Genomic DNA, 19,585 nt, shown 5'->3' with positions numbered 1-19,585 from the left:
CGTCACACTAAACGAGCGACCGGTGCCGGAACTGATCGAGCAGATCGTCAAGGCCATCGTCGCCGAACATCATGGTGAGATTGCCCGCGGACTCAGCAGCCGAGGATGCACTGCGCGGGAACAGTGCCCGCTCGTAGACATCCAGCGCCGCCTCGGTGTCCCCCAAGTGGTTGACGATGGCAAGACCGAGCTCGGCACCGTCGAGCATCGCGAGATTCGCCCCCTCCCCCGCGAACGGCGACATCAGATGCGCGGCGTCACCCACCAAGGTGACACCAGGCACCCGATCCCATCGGTGCCCAACCGGCAGCGCATGAATCCGGCGCGGCACGACATCGCCATCGGCGATCAACGCACGAAGTGTGTCGTGCCAACCCTCGAATTGTTCGAGGACAACATGTTTCGCGGCGGGCGCATCGGCGAAGTCGATGCCGTCCAGCCAGCTCTCGTCAACCTTGAGCGCGGTATAGACATGCAGGCTGCCGTCGCTCTCACAGTGCACAAGCAAGCCCTTGTTATCACCCAGACTTATGAACGAACCCGAGCCAACCATGTCCGCACACACCGGATGCCGAGCGGCAGCGTCCAGCAAATCCGTCTCCACAAAGGAAATGCCGGTGTACTCGGGCACAGCGGATGAAACCAGCGGCCGTACTCGCGACCACGCGCCATCCGCACCCACCAGCAAATCCGTCGTGATCACGACGCCGTCTGCGAAGGTCACCTCGTGGCGCCCATTTCCCAACGCCCGCACATCCGTGACCTTCCGGCCCCAATGAACGGTGGTGTCCGGCAACGAGTTCAACAACAGGTCACGCAACTGCCCCCGGTCGACTTCAGGCCGGTCACCGGTGCCGTCGTCCCGCTCGGAAAAGTGCGTCACACCCTGCGGGTCCACGATCCGCATCGCTTGCCCACCTGCATGGATGAGCCCACGGAAGTCAGCGTGAAGGTTGGCAGCGTGCAGGGCGACCTGGCCGGAATCGGCGTGGATGTCCAGCATGCCGCCCTGGGTACGAGCCTCGGCTGACGGCTCCGTCTCGAATACGGCCGCGTCGATGCCGTTGACGTGCAGAACGCGGGCCAAGGTGAGGCCGCCAAGGCCCGCACCGATGATCGCGATTGGATAGTGGTTGGTCATAGCGGTTCTCCTTCGTTCTTGGGGGTCATCATCGACCATAACGAACATGTTCGTTACGAACAAGTTCGTGAGGTGCGCGCCACACGAGCCAGAGTCCAGTCACGCCCCATCGGCCGCTTGCTTCTCGACAGGCGCCGCCATCGAGGTCCGGCGGCGGGTGGGACCAGCCACGCTCTGCTTGACGCATACCGTTCAGGCCGCCTGAAACCCGGTACTCCCGCTCTTAACTCGTGACTCGGCCGGACCACCAACCATGACCGGAGAGCGATCACCGTTGTGACGACGTGTCACAAGGCGTTGCCCCACCTTGTCCTACTTCCCGACACCGAACTGGCTCAATCACCGAGACGAGGTTCCACAATGGGCACCAGTGGCGCTCATGCCATCGACACGTTGGTCGATCTCCGCCGCCACCTGCAGTGGGCGATCGAGCTTGAGCACACGACTATCCCGCCGTACATGTGTGCCCTCTACTCACTGGATCCGACCAGGAACGTCGAGGCCGCACACGTCGTCAACAGCGTCCTGACCGAGGAGATGCTGCATCTGGCGCTGGCCGCGAACCTCCTGAACGCCGTTGGCGGCGAGCCGAAGGTCGACACGCCAGACCTGTTGCGGCCCTATCCACATCCGCTTCCGCACAGCGACAAGTCCGTGCTGGTCCACTTGAACCCGTTCGGACCGGCGGCTATCGAGTTGTTCCTGAAGATCGAACAGCCCGCGTCGGTGGACGCGCCGCCCCAGTCGGACGAGTATCGGACAATCGGGCAGTTCTACGTCGCTATTGAGGCCGGGTTTCGAAAGTTGTGCGAGGAACTCGGGGAGGAGGCTGTCTTCTGCGGCGATCCGGCACGGCAGATCGGCGAGATGCACATCCGCACGGGCGGCGGTCAGGTCATTCCCGTCCATGATCTGAAGTCCGCGATGGCTGCGCTCGCCGAGATCGTCGAGCAAGGCGAAGGGGCCGCACGTACGGAGGTGTGGGACGGCGACCGCGACGTCTTCCACCCCGACCGTGACGAGGTCGCGCATTTCTACCGGTTCAAAGAACTCCAGGTCGGGCGCCGGTACCAAACCGGTGACACGCCGCAGTCCGGGCCGAGCGGCGAGAAGATCACCGTCGACCCTGACGGGATCCTGCCGATGAAGCCCAATCCACGCACGGCCGACTACCCCAAAGGCAGCGAAATCCGTGTGGCACAGGAGAAATTCAACGTCCAGTACTGCGAGCTGCTCAGCCAGCTCCAGCAGGCGTTCAACGGCAACCCGGCTCAGTTGGGCGCTTCCATCGGCACGATGTATGCGCTGAAGGCGCAGGCGATCGCCCTCATGCAGATGCCGAATGACGACGAAGAATCGACTGCTGGCCCAACTTTCGAATATGTGCCGGTTGAACGACGTTAGCCAGCCGCGGGGAGAGGTCCCCACCGAACCAGGACAAGCTCTCCTCGGCATTCAACTGACCGGGGAGGTTCACGTGGGACTGAACGGAATCGCGTTGGGGACCGTGGCCGCGTTGGCCGCGAGCCTGCTGACGACAGCAACGGCCTCGGCCACCGCGCTAGACCGAATACTGACTGTCGGGCCTGGTGGCCAGTACACAACCGTGCAGGCGGCGGCCGATGTGGCGCAGCCTGGCGACACCGTGCACCGATTCCGCCCCGGCATTCGACCTCGACAACAACCCGCGGCCCGCAGGCGCTAACCACGACATCGGCGCCTACGAACGGTAAGCACCGCCGGGGTCGCCCGCCAAGGGCGACCCCGGCCAGGGCCGATCAACGGACGACGTCGTAAACCAGCTTCTGGATGCCGTTGCGGTAGGACTCGCTCTCGACGAGCTTGAGGTTCTGCTTGTCCTTGTCGGCGTCGCTGAACAGCCGCTTGCCCGCGCCGAGCAGCACCGGGAACAGCAGCAGGTGGTAGCGGTCGATCAGGCCGGCGTCGGACAGGTTCCGGTTCAGGTTGGCGCTGCCGTGCACGATGATCGGCCCGCCGTCGGTCTGCTTGAGCGCGGCGACGTCGTCAAGCGTGCGCAGGATCGTGATCTCGCCCCAGTTGGTGACCAGGTCCTGCTCCTGCAGCGTGCTGGACACGACGTACTTCGGCATCGCGTTGTACCCCGCGAAGTCCTCGGTCATCCCCGGCCACACCGGCGAGAACGCCTGGTAGCTGACGCGGCCGAGCATCATCGCGGCAGCTTCGTCCTGCTCACGGCCCTTGAGCTCGTACGCGGCCTCGTCGAACTCGATGTCCTTGAAGGTCCAGCCCGTGTTGCGGTACTCCGGCTCGCCGCCGGGCCCCTCGATGACGCCGTCGAGCGAGACGAAGGCGGTGGTGATCAGGGTACGCATGGGTGCTCCTCGGTTGTTCTGACCTGCTGTCATCACTGCGTCGAACGGACGTGGCCGATGTCGACGCCTGCCGCGAACAAATTTTCGCCAGCCCTCGAATGATCACGAACGCTAAGGTCAGCGGCATGCTGCGCGCTGGCAAGATCATCCTCACAGTCACGCTGGTCGCGACCATGCTTGGCCCCACAGTCATCGACTTCAACGAGAGTCACGTGTTCAACCCGGCGTGGCCACCGCACGCCCGGTTCCACACGGTCGAGCTGCTCGCAGTGGGAATCGGGATGGCGCTCGTCGGCCTGTGGCTGCTGTGGCGACGCTCCTTCTTCCAGGTGGCCGCGGCCGTGCCGGTGGTGGTGTGGGGCGCGTTCTTCGTGCCACTGTTCGTGCCGGGGACGAGCTACGAGGAGTATCCGGGCGAGTCCGCGCGGCTGGCTGGGATCCCGATGAACCTGTTCATGGCGGTGGTGTTCATCGTGCTGACCTTGGCCGGGTACTGGATGTGCGTCCGCAAGCCGTCAGCTGGGTAACCATTGGGGTATGAAGAGCCTGTCGAAGCTGCGGAGCGAGGCTGGCGAGTGCCACAACTGCGACCTGTACAAGGACGCGACCCAGACCGTCTTCGGCGAAGGTCCGGCGCGTGCCCGCGTGATGATGATCGGCGAAACCCCCGGCGACCAGGAGGACAAGGCGGGCAAGGTGTTCGTCGGCCCGGCGGGCCGCCTGCTTGACCGGGCACTTGCGGACGCGGGAATCGACCGTTCCGCGCTGTATCTGACCAATGCCGTGAAGCACTTCAAGTTCACCGAACGCGGCAAACGCCGTATCCACCAGACGCCGAACCGGACCGAAGTGGTCGCCTGCCAGCCGTGGCTGCTCGGCGAGCTGGCCGCGGTCAAACCGGAGCTCGTGGTCTGCCTGGGTTCGGTGGCGGCCAAGTCGCTGTTGGGTTCGTCGTTCAAGGTGACGCAGCACCGTGGCGAGATCATGGATCTGCCGGATTCCACAGCCAAGGTGACGGCGACCGTCCACCCGTCCGCCGTGCTCCGGGCCGACAACCGCGAGGAGGCGTACCGCGAGTTCGTCAAGGACCTCAGCACCGTGAGCGCGCTAGGCATAACGCCGTGACCACGGGGTATATCTCCGGGTGACCAGCCTTTCAAGGGAGGAACGTCATGCCTCAGAAAGCGTGGAGCAAGAAGCGGGAACGCCAGTACAAGCACATCAAGTCCTCGGCCAAGAGCAGCGGCGCGAGCGAGAGCAGGGCGGAAGAACTCGCCGCGCGGATCGTGAACAAGAACCGCGCGCAGTCCGGCGAATCCCGCACCGCGAGCAAGTCGTCGACCAACGACAAGTCGCCGCAAAGCCGCGGCGGCCAGCGTTCCGGCCGCAAAGGCCCAAAGGGCCCAACGAAGGAACAGCTGTACAACGAGGCCAAGAAGAAGAACATCAAGGGCCGGTCGAGCATGAACAAGTCGGAGCTGCAGAAGGCCCTCGGCCGATGAGCCGACGACCGGAGATCGACAAGGACACCGCGGAAAGCATGGAAGAGGACGCGGACTTCGCGGGCGAGCATACGAAGCCGACCTTCGCGGACGAGGATTCGCCGGAGAAGGCTGCCGACGAATCGGTCCCCGAGGGGCAAGGTGGCATGGACATGAAGCAACAACTGAGGCCCGACTAAGGCAAGGATGGGGTTGGAAGGCCCACACTGGCTGATGATCAGGTGGTCCATTGGCCCGTCAGGTCGGCTCGGCATCGAAATGGCGGCCCCTGGTAGCCCCCGGCGCTGGCCCCGGCCCCGAGGCTCAGCTGGCCCCGAGGCCTCACCTGGATTCAGCTGATTGGATTGGCTTGCAAGGCTGAAGCCACCGCGAACAGGTTGTCCGCCATGGTCGCCGCCGTCTTGTGTGACCACTCGTGGCCATGGTCGGTGTCCGTGTAGCTGGGTCCGGGACCTGGGCCCATGTTCCAGTATGTCCATGCTTGGCCTGGGATTGTGTATCCGATGTCGTTCAGGGCCCCGGAGATTTCGCTGATCACGTGGTGGGCGCCGTCCTCGTTCCCGGTCACCACGACTCCGGCGACTTTGTTGTATGCCACCGGTTTTCCTTGCTCATCTGTCTCCGACATCATGGCGTCCATTCGTTCCAGCACTCGCTGGGCTATCGATGAGGGCCTGCCGAGCCATGTTGGTGAGGCGATCACGAGGATTTCCGCTGCCAGCAACGCTTTGTGCAGTTCTGGCCATTGGTCGCCTTCGCCGAGGTCTGTTTCCACTCCCGGCAGAATGTTGTAGTCCACCACCCGGAATGACTCCGTCGCCGCGCCTTTGTCCCGGAGACCCGCGGCGACGGGTTCGGCCAGTAGTTCCGTGTTGGATTGGTCTGGTGACGGCTTGAGTGTGCAGTTCAGCACCACAGCCCGCATGGATACCTCCTAGGTTGGCGACTTAAGGCCTACCCGGTGGGTAACAGCGTCTAACCCGGGGTATCTCTTCCGGACACACCCGAGGAGCGCACATGAACGATCAGTTGACCGTGGGGGTCGAAGAGGAGTTCTTCGTCGTGGATCGCCACGGCCACCTGTCTAGACACGCGGCCAGGCTCGTCGATGCCGCGGAGGAACAGGATGGCGAGCTGCAGACCGAGTTGAAGCGGTCTCAGGCCGAGACCGCCACGGGCATCTGCCGGACGCACGACGAATTGCTTACGCAGCTGCACGATCTCCGGTCCGCGCTTGCCACGGCTGGCGCGCGCCGCAACCTCCGGCTGGTTCCCAGTGGTGCCGCGCTGGTCGCTGAACCGGATCCGCCTGCCATCACACCGAATCCGCGGTACCAGCGCATGGCCGAACACTTCGGGGCGATGATTCACCAGGTCACCACGTGTGGCTGTCATGTCCATGTCGGGATCGCGGACGCCGCTACCGGGATCAAGGTGATCAATCAGGTGCGGCCCTGGCTGCCGATCCTCCTCGCGGTCACCGCCAATTCTCCCATCGAATCCGGTGTGGACACCGGGTATCACAGCTGGCGTTACCGGCAATGGACGCAGTGGCCGTCCGCTGGCCCGCCCCCTGCTTTCGAATCCGTCGATCATTATGAATCCATTGTCAACGGCTGCCTTCGATCCGGGGCCATCCTTGACCGGGGAATGGTCTATTGGGACATCAGGTTGTCCGAACATCAGCCTACCTTGGAATTTCGGATCGGCGATGTGGCCGCGACACTGGAAGAGGCCGTATTGCTCGCGGTTATCGTTCGCGCGCTCAGCCATACAGCCCTGAATACCACAAAGCCGCCATTGGACCTGCCGAACGAGATTCTACGGGCACAATTGTGGCGAGCCGCGCGGGACGGAATCAGCGGTCAATGCCCGCATCCACAGCACGGCATTCCGCTTCCCGCGAACGCCGTGTTGAACGACCTGCTTGAATTGCTCAAACCCGCGCTACGGGAAAATGGCGACCTTGAATTCGCCGAAAAGCATGTCAAGCAACTCGTTGCCGCCGGCGGCGGGGCTGAACGGCAGCTTCGCACTTTCGAGCGTGAAAAACAGGCCGTCGACGTTGTTGACGCTCTCGCCATCGATCCAGCCTAGAACGGATATTCGCCACGCCCATTACGGCGGCACCCCTAGTTAAGCCGCCGTCCCGGCCGGGCGAATATCCCTACTCCCCGAGCACCTGCCCGGTCGACTGGCACCGCCCCGGAGCCAGTCGGCCGGCACGCACTCCGCCGTGCTTGTCCGGCGAAGTCGTGTTCCGGATTCTCCCTGCAACGATCATCATTTGGGCTACCCTCAGTGGCTGACCGCACCCAGCGTGCCTGCTCAGCCGAAAGAACGGATGTTCCGGTCCGGAACCTGGACGGACAGCCAACCGAGGGGTGGACGATAGATGCCCAGTCCGGGCCAGGAGTCGGACCACCGCGCGGCGTTCGCGGAGCGGTTCGCTCTGCTCTACGCAGCCGCCGGTGACCCGCCGCTCAAGCGCGTCGCCGAGTCGGTCGCGCGGGCCCGCCGAGTCGACGAAATGGGCCGCCCGACTCGGGTATCGGTACAGCGAATCAGTGACTGGCGACGTGGCCGCAACGTTCCCGCGCGGTTCTCCGCATTGGCGGCGACGCTGGAGATTTTGATCGGCGAGGCCCGAAAGGCACGTACCGCTCCACTGGTCGACGGCCTGTACGACCTCGATACCTGGCGCGCATTGTGGGAACAGGCGCAGAGCAGCCCGGTGGCCAGCGGCGAAATGCCGGATGAGCCGAGCGTTGACGTCGATAGCGGCGTTTGCCCATATCGCGGTCTCGCGTCTTTCCGGCAAGAGGATTCCGACTGGTTCTTCGGCAGGGAACGCAGCACCGCGGCTTTGCTTGCCCGCCTCGATGACACGTGCGAAACCGGCGGGATCATCATGCTCGTCGGCGCTTCCGGATCCGGTAAGTCTTCTGTTCTGCAAGCCGGTGTCGGTGCGACGCTGGCGTCCGCGATATTCATGACACCGGGCGCCAACCCGGTCAAGGAATTGCTCCTCCATATTCCCGGCCTGGCCGACGTGCTCACGACAGCAGCCAACGAAGAGCAGGAGCCAGAGAATTTCGCCGAGTTGATCCGGCACGGCATCGCCGGAAAGGGCGAACGGCTTGTTCTGATCGTCGACCAATTCGAGGAAACGTTCACGCTCTGCCGCGACGAGCAGCATCGCCAGCTGTTCGTGCACGCCCTGCGCGCCGCGTGCACGCCAGGCGACGCGGGAAGCCCGCCCGCGCTGGTGGTGCTGGGTGTCCGCGCGGACTTCTACGGTCAGTGCCTTGACTACCCCGAACTGGCGGAAGCCTTGCAGGACCGGCAAATGGTCCTCGGCGCGATGGCAGCGACCGAACTGCGCGAAGCGATCACGCGGCCTGCCAGGGCCGTGGGCGTCCAGCTCGAAACCGGCCTGGTCGACCTGCTCATGCGCGACCTCGGCGCGAGCACCCGGACCAGAGGCGGCTCATACGACGCGGGCGCCCTGCCGCTGCTGTCCCACGCGCTGCTGGCGACGTGGCAAAGGCGGCAGGCGGGCAAACTGACGATCGCGGGCTACCGTGCCGCAGGCGGCATCCACGGGGCTGTCGCCGCCACAGCCGAACAAGCGTGGGCAGAGTTGACGTCCGCGGCGAAATCGGCGACACCGGAGGTCATGCTGCGCCTTGTCCACGTTGGACGAGACACAAGGGACACTCGCCGACGGTCCACACGAGACGAAATCGTCGAAAGATCAGCCGATCCCAACGCCGCGGCGGAGGCATTGGAGGCGTTGGCACGGGCCCGACTGGTCACATTGGACGCCGACTCGGTCGAGATCAGCCATGAGGCCCTCTTGCAGGCGTGGCCGCGGCTGAGGAGCTGGATCGACAACGACCGGGCCGGAAACCTGGCACGGCAACGTCTCGAAGAAGACGCCGAGACCTGGGACACCGAGCGCAGGGATCCGTCGCTGCTCTATCGCGGCGCGCGGCTGGAGACCGCGCTGCTGCGGGCGAAACGACCGACCGGGATCGCCAAGGATTTCCTTGCCGCGTCAGCGAAACAACGACAGCGGGCGACATGGACCCGCCGCGTCGCGGTCACGCTGGTCTGCGTGCTGGCGATCGTCGCGGTGGTCGCCGCCGCGATCGCGATCACCGAACGCAATGACGCCGAGTTCAGGCGGATCCTGGCCGAGGCCGACCGGCTCGCCGAGGCCGATCCGTCGCTGTCGGCCCAGCTCAACCTGGTCGCGCACCGCATCCGGCCGGACGACCAAGAGGTCTACTCCAGGCTCATCTCGACCCAGAACACACCGCTGGCCACCCCGATCCTCGGCCACACCGGACCGGTCTACGAGACGTCATGGCGACCGGACGGCCAGATCCTGGCCACCGCCAGCGACGACAAAACGGTCCGGCTGTGGGACATGCGTGATCCATCTCGTCCGGTCGCGTTGGGCCAGCCGCTGACCGGACACACCAGCTGGGTCACGTCGGCGGTGTTCCGTCCCGACGGGAAGCTGCTGGCCACCGCGGGCAACGACAACGTCGTGCGCCTGTGGGACGTCAGCGATCCCGCGCATCCCACCGCACTCGGCCAGCCCTTGTCCGGCGACAACGGAACGATCTACTCGGTCGCGTTCACCGAAGACGGCAAGACCATCGCCACCGCGAACGACGACCAAACCGTGCGGCTGTGGGATATCAGCGATCCGGTCAAGCCGCGGCCGCTGGGTCAGCCACTGGTCGGCCACACGGCTCCGGTGCGTTCCGTCGAGTTCAGTCCGGACGGCCGCACGCTCGCGTCCGCGGGCAACGACAAGGGCGTCCGGCTGTGGGACGTCACCGACCTCGAACAGCCCGCATCACTCGGCCAACTCACTGGCAACACCGACATAGTGCACTCGGTCACGTTCAGCCCCAACGGCCGCATGCTGGCAACCGCGGGCGAGGACAAGACAGTCCGCCTGTGGAACGTGACGGATCGAGCGCATGCCGTGCCGCAAAGCCAGCCGATCACCATGCACAGCGCGGCTGTCTGGCAAGTAGCGTTCAGTCCGGACAGTCGCATGTTGGCTTCCGCGAGCACCGACAACACGACCCGGCTGTGGAACCTTTCTGCTCCAAGCGATCCAGTACCGTTCGGGCCACCGCTGTCGGCAGGCAGCAGCGGCGTCAATACGGTCGAGTTCAGTCCGGATGGCAGGACTCTCGCCGCCGGAACCGACAGCAGCGCGGTCAGCCTATGGTCGATCCCGTCGACAATCCTTGCCGGACATACGTATTGGGTCAGTTCGCTGGAGTTCAGTAAGGACGGACGGCTGCTCGCCACCGCCAGCGGAGACAAGACGGCCCGGCTGTGGGACATGACCGATCCTGTCCATCCGAGGTCCTTCGGCCCGCCGCTGGAAGGGCACGACACCTACCTCAACAACCTCGCCTTGAGCCCCGACGGGCGCATCCTGGCCACCGCCGGTGGTGATCAGAAAGTACGGCTGTGGAACGTGTCCGATCCGGCCCATCCGCAGCCAATGGGCACTCCCCTGGCGCTCAGCACGAGGTTCGGCGGGCAAGTCGCGTTCAGCCCGGACGGCCGTATCCTCGCGACCCTGAATGGCGACTCGACCGTCACGTTCTGGGACACCCAGGGGCAAGTCACGCGCCTCGGGGATCTCCGCACCGGCCACACGGACTACATCAACGACCTCGCCTTCCTCCCGAACCAGCGCATCCTCGCCACCACCAGCGCAGACAAAACCCTCAAGCTGTGGAATGTCGACGACCCTGCGGCGCCTCGTCCATTGGGCAACGTGGTCACCGCGCACTCAGGCGCGGTGCATTCGGCGACCGTCAGCCCCGACGGCAAAATCATCGCCACGACCAGCGCGGACAAGACCGTACGGCTGTGGAACGTCGCGGATCCGATGAACCCGACGCTGCTGGGCAACCCGTTGACGGCACACACCGAGTCGGTCATCTCGGCCGCGTTCAGCCCGGACGGCCGCACCCTGGCCACGACAAGCGCGGACAAATCGATCCGGTTGTGGGACATCTCAGACGCCGCCAACGCACGCCCGATCGGCATGCTGTCCGGCCGGATGGACACCGGATACACAGCCGCGTTCAGCCCCACGGCGCGCGTGCTGGTCACCGGAACCGGCGACAACCTCATCCGGATCTGGGATCTGGACCGGGAACACGCGATCCAGCGAATCTGCACAACCACCCGTGACGTGCTGACGCCCGAGGTCTGGGAACACCACCTGTCCCAACTCACCTACAAACCCCCATGTCAGCCCTCGTGAGTGGTTAGCAGGGTTAGAACACGCATAACCACTCACGAGGGCTGAACGACAAACGCGCGTTCCCCATGCAGTTAGGGTACGATAAGTTGGTCCGCGAGGCGCGTCGCGTGCTTGCGCCCTTCGAGGCGGCCGAGCAAAGTCTTCGACATCAACGAAGTCCCGCTGCGGGCCCCGGCGAGCGCACCTGCCATCGCCGCGACAGTCCCGGTTTCCCCGCCACACTGGATCGCATAGCGGATCGCTTCATCGGGGTCATCCGGGTTGAGCAGGAAGGCGACCAACGCCCTTGGCACCGTGTGGCCAAACGCGTCCGCGGTTTCGTCCGGTGTCGCGTCGGCGTCGACGAGATCGGCCACGATCGTCAGATTTTGTTGCCATGACGGGAATGCGGCGGCGAGGTCCGCGGTGAGCTGGGTCGGATCAAGTGGACAGTCCATGTCACTGTGCATCGCCAAGAACGCGGCAGAAGCCTGCACGGTCGCGGCTTGTTCGGTTTCCTCGTCAGGGATCGTGACGGCGGCAGCCCGTAACGCGAGCTGCACGACGTGCTCAAGGTCGTCAGCAATCAGGGCGACCGGTGTGATCCGTTCCGCCACACTGTCGTCGGCACCGGTCACGGTGACGGATTCCCACCGCACACCACTGGCGATCTGACTGAAGACCACCATCGCCGAGTCGGGATAACACCGCAACGGCCTGGACTTCCACATGCCCGCCTGCTCCTCGGCCAGCAGGGCGCTGTCGATCGCGGGCAACCGGGCGAGATGGTCGGTCAACGCCAACGCCAGCAGTGCGTCGCCGGTCAGCACCAGACTGCTCGGCGCCGCCTCCTCAGCCGCCAGGTCGGCGCTGGATACGCGTGCCCGGCCGGTGAACGGGGCGCCGAGCGCGTCGCCGAGCATGAGGCCGAGTAGCAGCCCCCGCGCCTTGTCTTGACGAGTCGTCAAAACAGTAGTGATCATCCTACGCATCCAGTTCGAAAAGACGGGCCGCCGACAATTATGTGACGGCCCGAACGGGAACGCGTAGTGGGTTACTGGCCGCGTGACGGTCCGGCCCAGGTCACCGGGAGCCGCGTCACGTCGTAGATGTTCCCATCGGTCCGCATCGGCACCTCCTGCACCGGGATCGCCAGCCGCAGCGTGGGAAACCGCCTGACCAGCGAGGGAAGGGCGGTCCGCAGTTCGACACGGGCCAAGTGCTGACCGAGGCACTGGTGCACGCCGTGGATGAAGGTCAGGTGCCCGGACGCGTTGCGCCGCAGGTCCAGCTCGTCCGGACGGTCCGCGAAGCGGCGAGGATCACGGTTGGCCGCGTCCATCGACATGGTCACTGTCTGCCCGGCTTTGATCGGTACGCCTTCGATCTCGACATCTTCGAGCGCGGTCCGCACCGCGCCAGGGCCGATCCCGGTGTAGCGCAACAGTTCCTCGATCGCGCCCGCGGTCAGTTCCGGCTCGTCGCGCAGGGCCGCGAACTGGTCGGGGTGGATCAGCAAGGCGAACGTGCCCATCCCGATCACGGCACTCGTGGTGTGCATGCCAGCGCCAAGCAGGAACGCTCCCAGCCCGGACAGCTCGTCGTCGTCGAGGTCGCTGCTGGTCAGCTCGCTGAACACGTCATCGGTCGGGCTCTTGCGCTTGGCAGCGAGCAGCGCACGGATGTACTGCTGCGTCTCGGCCCAGGTGGCGCTGAGGTCCGCCATCGACATGCCCTCGCGGAACACCATCGCGTCGATGAGCCGCTGGAAGTGCTCGCGGTCGTCGTAGGGCACGCCAAGCAGCTCGCAGATCATCAGGGCGGGAATGGGACGGGCGTACACCTCCATCAGGTCGACCGTCGGACCTTCCCGTTCCATCGCGTCAAGCCGCTCCGCGGTGTACGCCTCGACCTGCTCGGTCAGCAGCCGCATCCGGCGTGGCGTGAACTTGCCAGTCAGCAGTTTGCGGTAGCGGGTGTGTTCGGGCGCGTCCAATCCAAGCATGTCGCCAGGCTGCGCGGGCGGTGGCGTTTCGGTGAAGCCAGGTATCGGCACGTGCTGCAGCTCGTACCGGTTGCTGAACCTCGGATGCCTGAGCACGGCTCGGACCTCGTCGTACCCGGTGGCCAGCCAGCCTTCGTGTCCGTCGGGGAAGATCATCGGGGTCAGCGGCCGTTCCTCCCGTATCCGGATGAGTTCGGGCATCAGCTTGAAGGGGTGCTCATCCGACCGCTGGGCGAGCAGTTTCACCTCGGTGAATGGTTCGGTCATGCCATCGACCGTGCCGACCTGCGATGACAGCGTTCTTACAAGCCACTGACAGGCTTCATCAGGGTGTCCATCGCGTCCTGCCTCGGCATCTGCGCGCCCTGGCCGTATGCCTGGTCGTACGCGTCCTGACCGAGGTGGTTGACCAGGTCAGCGACGAGATCGCGCAGTTCTGGGTCGCCTTTGTCGAAGACGCCGCGAATGGCCTCGCTCATGCCGAGTGCCGTGGCCGCGCCAGTCAAATCGCCTTCCAAATATCGAAGCCTGGCGAGGCTTTGGGCGGCCATGGGGAGGTCGAGGTTGCCTGATGTCACGCTGATGAGCGAGGGCAGCAGGGCTCGCGCGCCTGGAATGTCGCCTGCGGCGAGGCGATTCGCCATCCTCGCTGGCGTGATCATGTTGTGCGCGGCTTCTTCGGGCATCGGCGTATCGCGCGCATAGGTTAACGACCGGTCGAGTTCACGGTCGGATCCGTCGATATCCCCGCATCGGCGCAACAAGTCGGCTTTGGCCTGCGCGACCACAGCGTCGATCAGCCGCTGGCCGCTCTCGTAACCCGCTCTGTCGAGTTCTCGGCGGGCGCCTGGCAGGTCGCCCGCACGCATTCGCTCGTTGGCAAGGCCGACCAGGTATTCCCACTGGTTCGGGGTGGCCAGTGCGACCGCTCGCTCGTAGGCCCGGATCGCGGCTTCGTGATCGCCGTTGGTGGTGCTGATGTGCGCCACACCGGCCAGTACTGTCGCGATGAACAGGCGGTCGCCCGTCTCCTCGAACCCTTGCAGGGCTTGCTGAGTCGATGTCGCGACGCCTTGCCAGTCGCCCTTGAAGTAGCGGGCGAAGGCTTCGACCAGATACGTGCACGCGCGGGCCCAAGGGTCTGTGCCTGCACGGATTTTACGGATCTCCTGCTCGACCAGGTCGTCCAGGCCGAGCATGTAGCCGGTTCCGAGCGTCGCCACCATCGACATCGGATACCGCCGCAGGGCGCCGGTTCGCGCGCAGTCCTCGATCAACTCACGCACCAACTCAGCGTCGTCCGGCGCTGGCCCTGTGCCCGTGACCAGCTGGAACGCCCTGAATGCGACCTGGTCGACCTCCGGCAGCGCGTCGCCGAACTCGAGCAGTTGCGCGACGAATGTTTCGGCGCGCGCGTCGTATCGCGGCATGCTCCAGTACCAGCACAACGGGGTCAGCAGCCGGGACGCCGTGATCGCGTCGCGGGCGTCGACGGCCGTCTGCAGGGCGAAAATCAGGTTGTCGTACTCGGTTTCGAACAGCTTCAACGACTCGTCTTGCTTAGCTGACCGCAGCAATGGCTCGTGTCGCTCAGCCAGATCGGCGAAGTACCGCGCGAACCTGCGCAGGACTTCATCCCGTTCTGGCACGAGTTTTTCTGCCATGTACGCGCGAATGGACTCCAGCATCCGGTAGCCGGTGGCCGTTTCCTCCACAATGGACTTGTCGACCAGTGCCGTGATGTCCTCGCCGCCGCACACCGCCTCGATCGCGTCGGCACTGGAACTTGTCGGGAATACGGACATCCGGCGCGCCAGCAGCTGTTCTTGCCCGGTCAGCAGGTCCCAGCTCCAGTCGATCACCGCGTGCAGAGTGCGCTGACGTGGATCCGCCGCCCGGTTACCGGATTTCAGGAGCCGGAACCGGTCGTCGAGGCGCTGCGCGATCTGCTGGACACTCATCGACCGCAGCCTCGCGGCGGCCAGTTCCAGGGCAAGCGGCAACCCGTCAAGCCGCCTGACGACGTCAACCACATGGTCCATAGTGGACTCATCGAGCCGGAATCCGGGTCGTGCGGCCATTGCGCGGTCGACGAACAGCTGCACCGCAGGGGATTCGTCGAGCGGACCGAGACGGCACAGCGCCTCGCCCATGACTTCCAAGGGTTCCCTGCTGGTGGCCAAAATGGTCAGCTCGGGCTGTCGTTCGAGGACCTCACGGGCGAACTGCGCGACCGCGTCCACGATGTGCTCGCAGTTGTCCAAGATGAGCACGGCTTCGCTCACGCCAAGCAGCTCGACCACCCGGTTTAGTGGTTCAGCCGGACCAGTGCCCGGCGGGCGTGCGTTGGGCGAGTTGAGGGCGCCGAGGACCGCTTCGGCCACGCTCTTCGAACCCACCAGCGAGACGAGCCACAGCCTGCCCTGCCGATACGTCCGGTGCTGGGTCGCTGTTTTGATGGCCAGGCTTGTCTTTCCGACGCCGCCGGGGCCGACCACGGTCACCAGCCGTGACGAATCCAGCAACTCGGCGACGAGTTTCAGCTCGTCGTCTCGGCCGGTGAAGCTGGTCAGCCGCGCAGGCAGACGGCCTGGAGTCAGCTCGGGGCGCTCGACGCTGCCACGGAGTACGGCCAGGTGCGCTTCCCGCACATCTGCCGATGGATCGACCCCGAGCTCGTCGGCGAGCCTGCTGCGGACCTCCTCGTACGCCGCCAGCGCGTCAGACTGACGTCCTGCCGCGGACAGGGCTCGCATCCGCAGGGCGGCGAGCCTTTCCCTGAGCGGGTGGTCCGCGGAGGCCGCGGTCAGGTCGGCCAGGATTTCGGCGTGGTGACCGAGGCGCAGTTCGGCTTCGAACCGGTCTTCCAGGACGACCGCCCGCAGTTCCTCCAGCCGGACCGCGGCGGCATCCGCGAACGGGGCTTCGCGTACGTCGGCTAGCGCGGTCCCGCGCCAGAGGTTGAGGGCTTCGCCGAGCAGGGTTGCGGCTTGCTGGGGCGCGCCCGTGCTCAGTTCTCGCCTACCTCGGGTGGCCAGGTGCTCGAACTGACGAATGTCGACGTTTTCCGGGGCCACGGCCAGGCGGTAGCCCACCCCGGCCGACTCCAGCGCCCCTGGGTCGCGCAAAGCCTTGCGGAGACGGTAGATCAGGGCGTGCAGGGCGTTGAGCGCGTCGGTGGGCGGGTTGTGTCCCCAGAGGTCGTCGATGAGCGCCTCGGACGACACGGTTTCACCCACGGCCAGCGCCAACCTGGCCAGTAGCGTGCGCAGCCGGGCCGCCGAGACTTCGATCGGCGTGCCATCGGCGGCGTACGCCTGAACCGGGCCGAGCAGCGCTATCCGCATACATCGATCATGCCGCAGCCACCGTGAACGCCTTGCACTCGCGGGACATCCGTATAGCCGCTCATCGCGCTTCCTCCCGTTTGGACGCTTCATCCGTCCGCACGGTGCCGACCTGCGATGATCGCGGGCCTACAACCGCCTGTCACCCGCCAGGCCCGACGAAGCCCCAGGTATATTCCGCCGCTGATGGCGACACCAACAGCGATTCCGCAAGCACCCGCCGAGCCCGCCGATGACTCGGTGCGCGGCCGGGCGATCCGGCTCGGTCTGATCGGGTCGATCCTGATCGTGATCGGCGGAGCGGGCGCGGGCGCGACACTGCGGTTCGACCCGCTGCTGTCCAACACCGTGCTGGGCATCTGGCGCTACGGGCACGGCAAGATGCTCGCGTCGACCAGCGTCTACGTCGGTGTCGCGCTACTGGTCTGGGCCTGGATCAAGCTCGCCCGCGCCATCAAGGCGAACGTGGTCGACGTACGCGGGATGTGGCGCGCGGTGGCCGCGTGGGTCGCGCCGCTGGTGATCGCGCCGCCGTTGTTCACCAAGGATCCGTACATCTACCTGGCACAAGGTGCCCTGGCCAACGCCGGATTCGACCCGTACACCGACGGCCCGTCGCGGCTGCTCGGGCCGATGTCGGAGAACGTCGCCGAGGTGTGGCAGCACACGCCGTCGCCCTACGGCCCGCTGTTCATCATCCTGCTCAAGAGCGTCGTCGCGCTGACGGGCACCAACATCATGCTCGGCGTCATCCTGATCCGGCTGCTGATGGTCAGCGGCCTGGTGCTGGTGTGCGCCGCATTGCCTGGGCTGTGCCGTCACCTCGGGGGTAGGCCCGAGATGGCGCTGTGGCTGGTCGCGGTCAACCCGCTGATTTTGATCCACCTTGTGGCGGGCGCGCACAACGACTTGCTGATGATCGGCCTGCTCTGTTCGGGCACGCTGTTCATCCTCAACCGGCAGCACCTGTTCGGATTCGCCCTCGTCGGTGCCGCGTTCGCGGTGAAGGCGACCGCGGCGGTCGTGCTGCCGTTCCTGGTCTGGGTGTGGATGGCGCACCGCAAGGACTCGTCCCGTGTCGGTTCGTTCGCCATCACGGCTGGTGTCGGGGCGGCGATCGTCGTGGCCGTGTTCGGCGGATTCACGTTGTTGGCGGGCGTGGATCTCGGCTGGATCGGGGCGTTGGACGGCAATGCCATCGTGGACCTGTGGCTGTCGTTGCCGACGCTGGCCGGCAAGCTCGCGACCTCGGTGATCGGCATTTTCGCCGACGTGAATCCGGCTGATGTCGTGAACGTCGCGCGGTTGTGTGGCTGGGTCGCGCTGGTGGGCGTGATCGTGTGGCTGTGGTGGAAGGCGCGGCATGGCGGGCCGATCGCGATCCGCAATGCCGCACTCGCTTTGCTGGCAACGGTGTTGCTGTCTTCGGTGACGTTCGCGTGGTACTTCAGCTGGCCTCTCGTGCTCGCCGCGGCATTCGCGCTTCCGGCAAGGCGGATCGCTGTGATCGGCGGGGTCTCGATCTTCCTGATCCTCTACACGTACCCCGATGGCGACACCGTCCAGAACAACTGGCCCATGACCGCCGTAGCCATCGCTGTGGCTGTGTTTGTCGGGATGAAGCTACGGCGGGTCCTTACATCCCGTGAGCCTGTAACGCGTATTCGCTGATCCCGCTAATTCCGTACTGCCGTTTCGATTCCAGTGGGCCTTGGTATCCGCAGAACGACAGGGTCCAGTAACCCCAGGAATCGACGATGAACGACAAACCGTCCCGGCACGAAGACCCACAACACGGCTGGTCCCCCGACGTCGGCGAGGGTGGAAGCGAACGAGCCACCGAAGCCAACGTGAAAGCGTTCGACGGACCATCCGACGACGAACGCAGCGAGTCCAGCCGTGAGAAGTCCGAGGAAGAGCGGACCGGTGTCCCACCAACCGACACCGAGGCCCGAAGCCCTTTGGGCGTAGGGGAAAGCGCAACAACCCGAGGCGAGGAGTACGGCGCGGAGGGCGAAGAAGGCCGCAGAACCTTAGGTACGAAGGGAAAATCGGAGCGCCCTTACGGTGACACGACCGGTGGGACGGGGATCAGCGACGACAAACCGATCGATCCCGACAGCCCCACGATGCCACCAGCCTGATCACGCCCGGCAACCAACCCCACATGCCATCGGCCTCATCACGCCCGGTCAGCACCCTGCTCGGCAGGGCACCAATGGCTCGTCTCACCAGGTCCGCTGCCACTAGCCGCGTCGCGCCAGCAGCCCAAGGATGAAAGTCTCGGTCTGCTGGCGCAGGTTCGGGCCGAACTCACCGACAGCATGGCCGATCTGCGGGTCTGTCCGGTACAGCTCGGCCACCGCATCCGTCGGATGCGTGATCTGCCACAACGTCGAGGCGAACGCGTTCACCGCCGACACCAGCTCATGCGCGTCAGCATCCGTCAACGACGGCAGGACCGTCGTCACGGCTTCAACAAATCGGTCGATGTGCCCAAAGGTCGCCAGCTTGAACTCGCGTACCGCCTCCACGGACACGCCGCGTTCCAGGTTCATCGGGGCGTGCGCCAGCAGGTCGCAGAACAATGGGCGCTCTACCAGCGTGTCGGCGATCGCCCGGGCCACTTTCGCCGGATCTGCGCCCGAGGCGTGCACTGCGGGCACGCATGCGGCAATCCACTCTCGCCAGCCTTCGGTCGCCAGTTCCAAGAACACCGCCTCGCGGGTCTCGAAGTAGCGCAAGACCGCCGATTTGTGCACACCGACCTCGGTGGCGATGTCGGTCATTGTGACCGCGCGCACTCCTCTGTCCGTGGCTAGCTTTCGTGCCGCGTCGAGCATTTCGTCGCGGCGTTGCTGCTTGTGCTCTGCGCTTCGCGCTCGCTGGAAGCCGGATGTCTGCACGATCACACTTTACACAACCCAGTTGCGTTGATTACGCA

17 protein-coding genes are annotated in these 19,585 nt (G+C 65.3%); 10 read left to right on the top strand and 7 right to left on the bottom strand.

The window, feature by feature from the left end:
- Nucleotides 1-7 precede the first annotated feature (7 nt).
- A complete protein-coding gene (locus LWC34_RS50330; protein WP_233733252.1) occupies nt 8-1,141 on the bottom strand; it encodes an FAD-dependent oxidoreductase in 1,134 nt (377 codons plus the stop codon).
- Nucleotides 1,142-1,501: 360 nt separating this feature from the next.
- Here LWC34_RS50330 and LWC34_RS50325 point away from each other — a divergent pair, with 360 nt between their 5' ends.
- Together LWC34_RS50325 and LWC34_RS59235 are read left to right on the top strand one after the other, a co-directional pair.
- Nucleotides 1,502-2,545, top strand: coding sequence for a ferritin-like domain-containing protein (locus LWC34_RS50325; RefSeq protein ID WP_233733250.1), 1,044 nt, complete (start codon nt 1,502-1,504; stop codon nt 2,543-2,545).
- A gap of 218 nt (nt 2,546-2,763) precedes the next feature.
- Nucleotides 2,764-2,874 carry a choice-of-anchor Q domain-containing protein gene (locus LWC34_RS59235; protein WP_372496813.1) on the top strand — a complete coding sequence of 37 codons (111 nt, stop codon included), beginning with the start codon at nt 2,764-2,766 and terminating at the stop codon, nt 2,872-2,874.
- A gap of 45 nt (nt 2,875-2,919) precedes the next feature.
- On the opposite strand, the gene LWC34_RS50315 is transcribed toward LWC34_RS59235, so the two are convergent.
- A complete protein-coding gene (locus tag LWC34_RS50315) occupies nt 2,920-3,495 on the bottom strand; it encodes a dihydrofolate reductase family protein (RefSeq protein ID WP_233733246.1) in 576 nt (191 codons plus the stop codon).
- Nucleotides 3,496-3,593: 98 nt separating this feature from the next.
- On the opposite strand from LWC34_RS50315, the gene LWC34_RS50310 reads away from it, so the two are divergent.
- The 4 genes from LWC34_RS50310 to LWC34_RS50295 are packed head-to-tail and all read left to right on the top strand — an operon-like array spanning nt 3,594 to nt 5,176.
- Nucleotides 3,594-4,022 (top strand): DUF6640 family protein, encoded by a 429-nt coding sequence (locus LWC34_RS50310; protein WP_233733244.1) that lies wholly within the window; start codon nt 3,594-3,596, stop codon nt 4,020-4,022.
- A 10-nt stretch (nt 4,023-4,032) separates the two neighbouring features.
- Nucleotides 4,033-4,620 (top strand): UdgX family uracil-DNA binding protein, encoded by a 588-nt coding sequence (locus tag LWC34_RS50305; protein ID WP_233733242.1) that lies wholly within the window; start codon nt 4,033-4,035, stop codon nt 4,618-4,620.
- 47 nt (nt 4,621-4,667) lie between these two features.
- On the top strand, nt 4,668-4,997 hold the full coding sequence (locus LWC34_RS50300) for a plasmid stabilization protein (RefSeq protein WP_233733240.1): 330 nt from the start codon (nt 4,668-4,670) through the stop codon (nt 4,995-4,997).
- On the top strand, nt 4,994-5,176 hold the full coding sequence (locus LWC34_RS50295; protein ID WP_233733239.1) for a hypothetical protein: 183 nt from the start codon (nt 4,994-4,996) through the stop codon (nt 5,174-5,176). The genes LWC34_RS50300 and LWC34_RS50295 overlap by 4 nt, the downstream gene beginning before the upstream one ends.
- A 152-nt stretch (nt 5,177-5,328) precedes the next feature.
- Here the strand turns inward: LWC34_RS50295 and LWC34_RS50290 are convergent, their stop codons facing one another.
- Complete coding sequence (locus tag LWC34_RS50290) at nt 5,329-5,922, bottom strand: flavodoxin family protein (protein ID WP_233733238.1); 594 nt, start codon at nt 5,920-5,922, stop codon at nt 5,329-5,331.
- A gap of 92 nt (nt 5,923-6,014) precedes the next feature.
- On the opposite strand from LWC34_RS50290, the gene LWC34_RS50285 reads away from it, so the two are divergent.
- Both LWC34_RS50285 and LWC34_RS50280 read left to right on the top strand, forming a co-directional pair.
- Nucleotides 6,015-7,094, top strand: a complete 1,080-nt coding sequence (locus tag LWC34_RS50285) for a carboxylate-amine ligase (protein WP_233733237.1) — start codon at nt 6,015-6,017, stop codon at nt 7,092-7,094.
- 298 nt (nt 7,095-7,392) lie between these two features.
- Nucleotides 7,393-11,310: an nSTAND1 domain-containing NTPase gene (locus tag LWC34_RS50280; RefSeq protein WP_233733236.1), complete on the top strand. Its 3,918-nt coding sequence runs from the start codon at nt 7,393-7,395 to the stop codon at nt 11,308-11,310.
- A gap of 71 nt (nt 11,311-11,381) precedes the next feature.
- On the opposite strand, the gene LWC34_RS50275 is transcribed toward LWC34_RS50280, so the two are convergent.
- From LWC34_RS50275 to LWC34_RS50265, 3 genes are all read right to left on the bottom strand, one after another.
- Nucleotides 11,382-12,272 (bottom strand): ADP-ribosylglycohydrolase family protein, encoded by an 891-nt coding sequence (locus tag LWC34_RS50275; protein WP_233733235.1) that lies wholly within the window; start codon nt 12,270-12,272, stop codon nt 11,382-11,384.
- A 71-nt stretch (nt 12,273-12,343) separates the two neighbouring features.
- The gene (locus tag LWC34_RS50270; RefSeq protein WP_233733234.1) at nt 12,344-13,561 is read right to left on the bottom strand and encodes a cytochrome P450; all 1,218 of its coding nucleotides are present in this window, start codon (nt 13,559-13,561) and stop codon (nt 12,344-12,346) included.
- Between the two features lie 35 nt (nt 13,562-13,596).
- Nucleotides 13,597-16,641, bottom strand: a complete 3,045-nt coding sequence (locus LWC34_RS50265) for an ATP-binding protein (protein WP_233733233.1) — start codon at nt 16,639-16,641, stop codon at nt 13,597-13,599.
- 186 nt (nt 16,642-16,827) lie between these two features.
- Here LWC34_RS50265 and mptB point away from each other — a divergent pair, with 186 nt between their 5' ends.
- Complete coding sequence (mptB, locus tag LWC34_RS50260; RefSeq protein ID WP_233733232.1) at nt 16,828-18,312, top strand: polyprenol phosphomannose-dependent alpha 1,6 mannosyltransferase MptB; 1,485 nt, start codon at nt 16,828-16,830, stop codon at nt 18,310-18,312.
- An 86-nt stretch (nt 18,313-18,398) separates the two neighbouring features.
- Nucleotides 18,399-18,785, top strand: coding sequence for a hypothetical protein (locus LWC34_RS50255; protein ID WP_233733230.1), 387 nt, complete (start codon nt 18,399-18,401; stop codon nt 18,783-18,785).
- Between the two features lie 102 nt (nt 18,786-18,887).
- Here the strand turns inward: LWC34_RS50255 and LWC34_RS50250 are convergent, their stop codons facing one another.
- A complete protein-coding gene (locus LWC34_RS50250) occupies nt 18,888-19,547 on the bottom strand; it encodes a TetR/AcrR family transcriptional regulator (RefSeq protein ID WP_233733229.1) in 660 nt (219 codons plus the stop codon).
- Nucleotides 19,548-19,585: the final 38 nt, after the last annotated feature.

Origin of the sequence: Kibdelosporangium philippinense (genome assembly GCF_021390435.2) — a bacterium.
GTDB classification, from domain to species: domain Bacteria; phylum Actinomycetota; class Actinomycetes; order Mycobacteriales; family Pseudonocardiaceae; genus Kibdelosporangium; species Kibdelosporangium philippinense.
Note: the sequence above shows the minus strand (reverse complement) of the source record. Positions and strands in the feature narration are given on the sequence as shown.

Excerpts from the sequence above, each read along its gene's own strand:
- LWC34_RS50330 (WP_233733252.1), bottom strand. The coding sequence starts at position 1,141 with ATGACCAACCACTATCCAATCGCGATCATCGGTGCGGGCCTTGGCGGC.
- LWC34_RS50325 (WP_233733250.1), top strand. The coding sequence starts at position 1,502 with ATGGGCACCAGTGGCGCTCATGCCATCGACACGTTGGTCGATCTCCGC.
- LWC34_RS59235 (WP_372496813.1), top strand. The coding sequence starts at position 2,764 with ATGTGGCGCAGCCTGGCGACACCGTGCACCGATTCCGCCCCGGCATTC.
- LWC34_RS50315 (WP_233733246.1), bottom strand. The coding sequence starts at position 3,495 with ATGCGTACCCTGATCACCACCGCCTTCGTCTCGCTCGACGGCGTCATC.
- LWC34_RS50310 (WP_233733244.1), top strand. The coding sequence starts at position 3,594 with ATGATCACGAACGCTAAGGTCAGCGGCATGCTGCGCGCTGGCAAGATC.
- LWC34_RS50305 (WP_233733242.1), top strand. The coding sequence starts at position 4,033 with ATGAAGAGCCTGTCGAAGCTGCGGAGCGAGGCTGGCGAGTGCCACAAC.
- LWC34_RS50300 (WP_233733240.1), top strand. The coding sequence starts at position 4,668 with ATGCCTCAGAAAGCGTGGAGCAAGAAGCGGGAACGCCAGTACAAGCAC.
- LWC34_RS50295 (WP_233733239.1), top strand. The coding sequence starts at position 4,994 with ATGAGCCGACGACCGGAGATCGACAAGGACACCGCGGAAAGCATGGAA.
- LWC34_RS50290 (WP_233733238.1), bottom strand. The coding sequence starts at position 5,922 with ATGCGGGCTGTGGTGCTGAACTGCACACTCAAGCCGTCACCAGACCAA.
- LWC34_RS50285 (WP_233733237.1), top strand. The coding sequence starts at position 6,015 with ATGAACGATCAGTTGACCGTGGGGGTCGAAGAGGAGTTCTTCGTCGTG.
- LWC34_RS50280 (WP_233733236.1), top strand. The coding sequence starts at position 7,393 with ATGCCCAGTCCGGGCCAGGAGTCGGACCACCGCGCGGCGTTCGCGGAG.
- LWC34_RS50275 (WP_233733235.1), bottom strand. The coding sequence starts at position 12,272 with ATGATCACTACTGTTTTGACGACTCGTCAAGACAAGGCGCGGGGGCTG.
- LWC34_RS50270 (WP_233733234.1), bottom strand. The coding sequence starts at position 13,561 with ATGACCGAACCATTCACCGAGGTGAAACTGCTCGCCCAGCGGTCGGAT.
- LWC34_RS50265 (WP_233733233.1), bottom strand. The coding sequence starts at position 16,641 with ATGCGGATAGCGCTGCTCGGCCCGGTTCAGGCGTACGCCGCCGATGGC.
- mptB (WP_233733232.1), top strand. The coding sequence starts at position 16,828 with ATGGCGACACCAACAGCGATTCCGCAAGCACCCGCCGAGCCCGCCGAT.
- LWC34_RS50255 (WP_233733230.1), top strand. The coding sequence starts at position 18,399 with ATGAACGACAAACCGTCCCGGCACGAAGACCCACAACACGGCTGGTCC.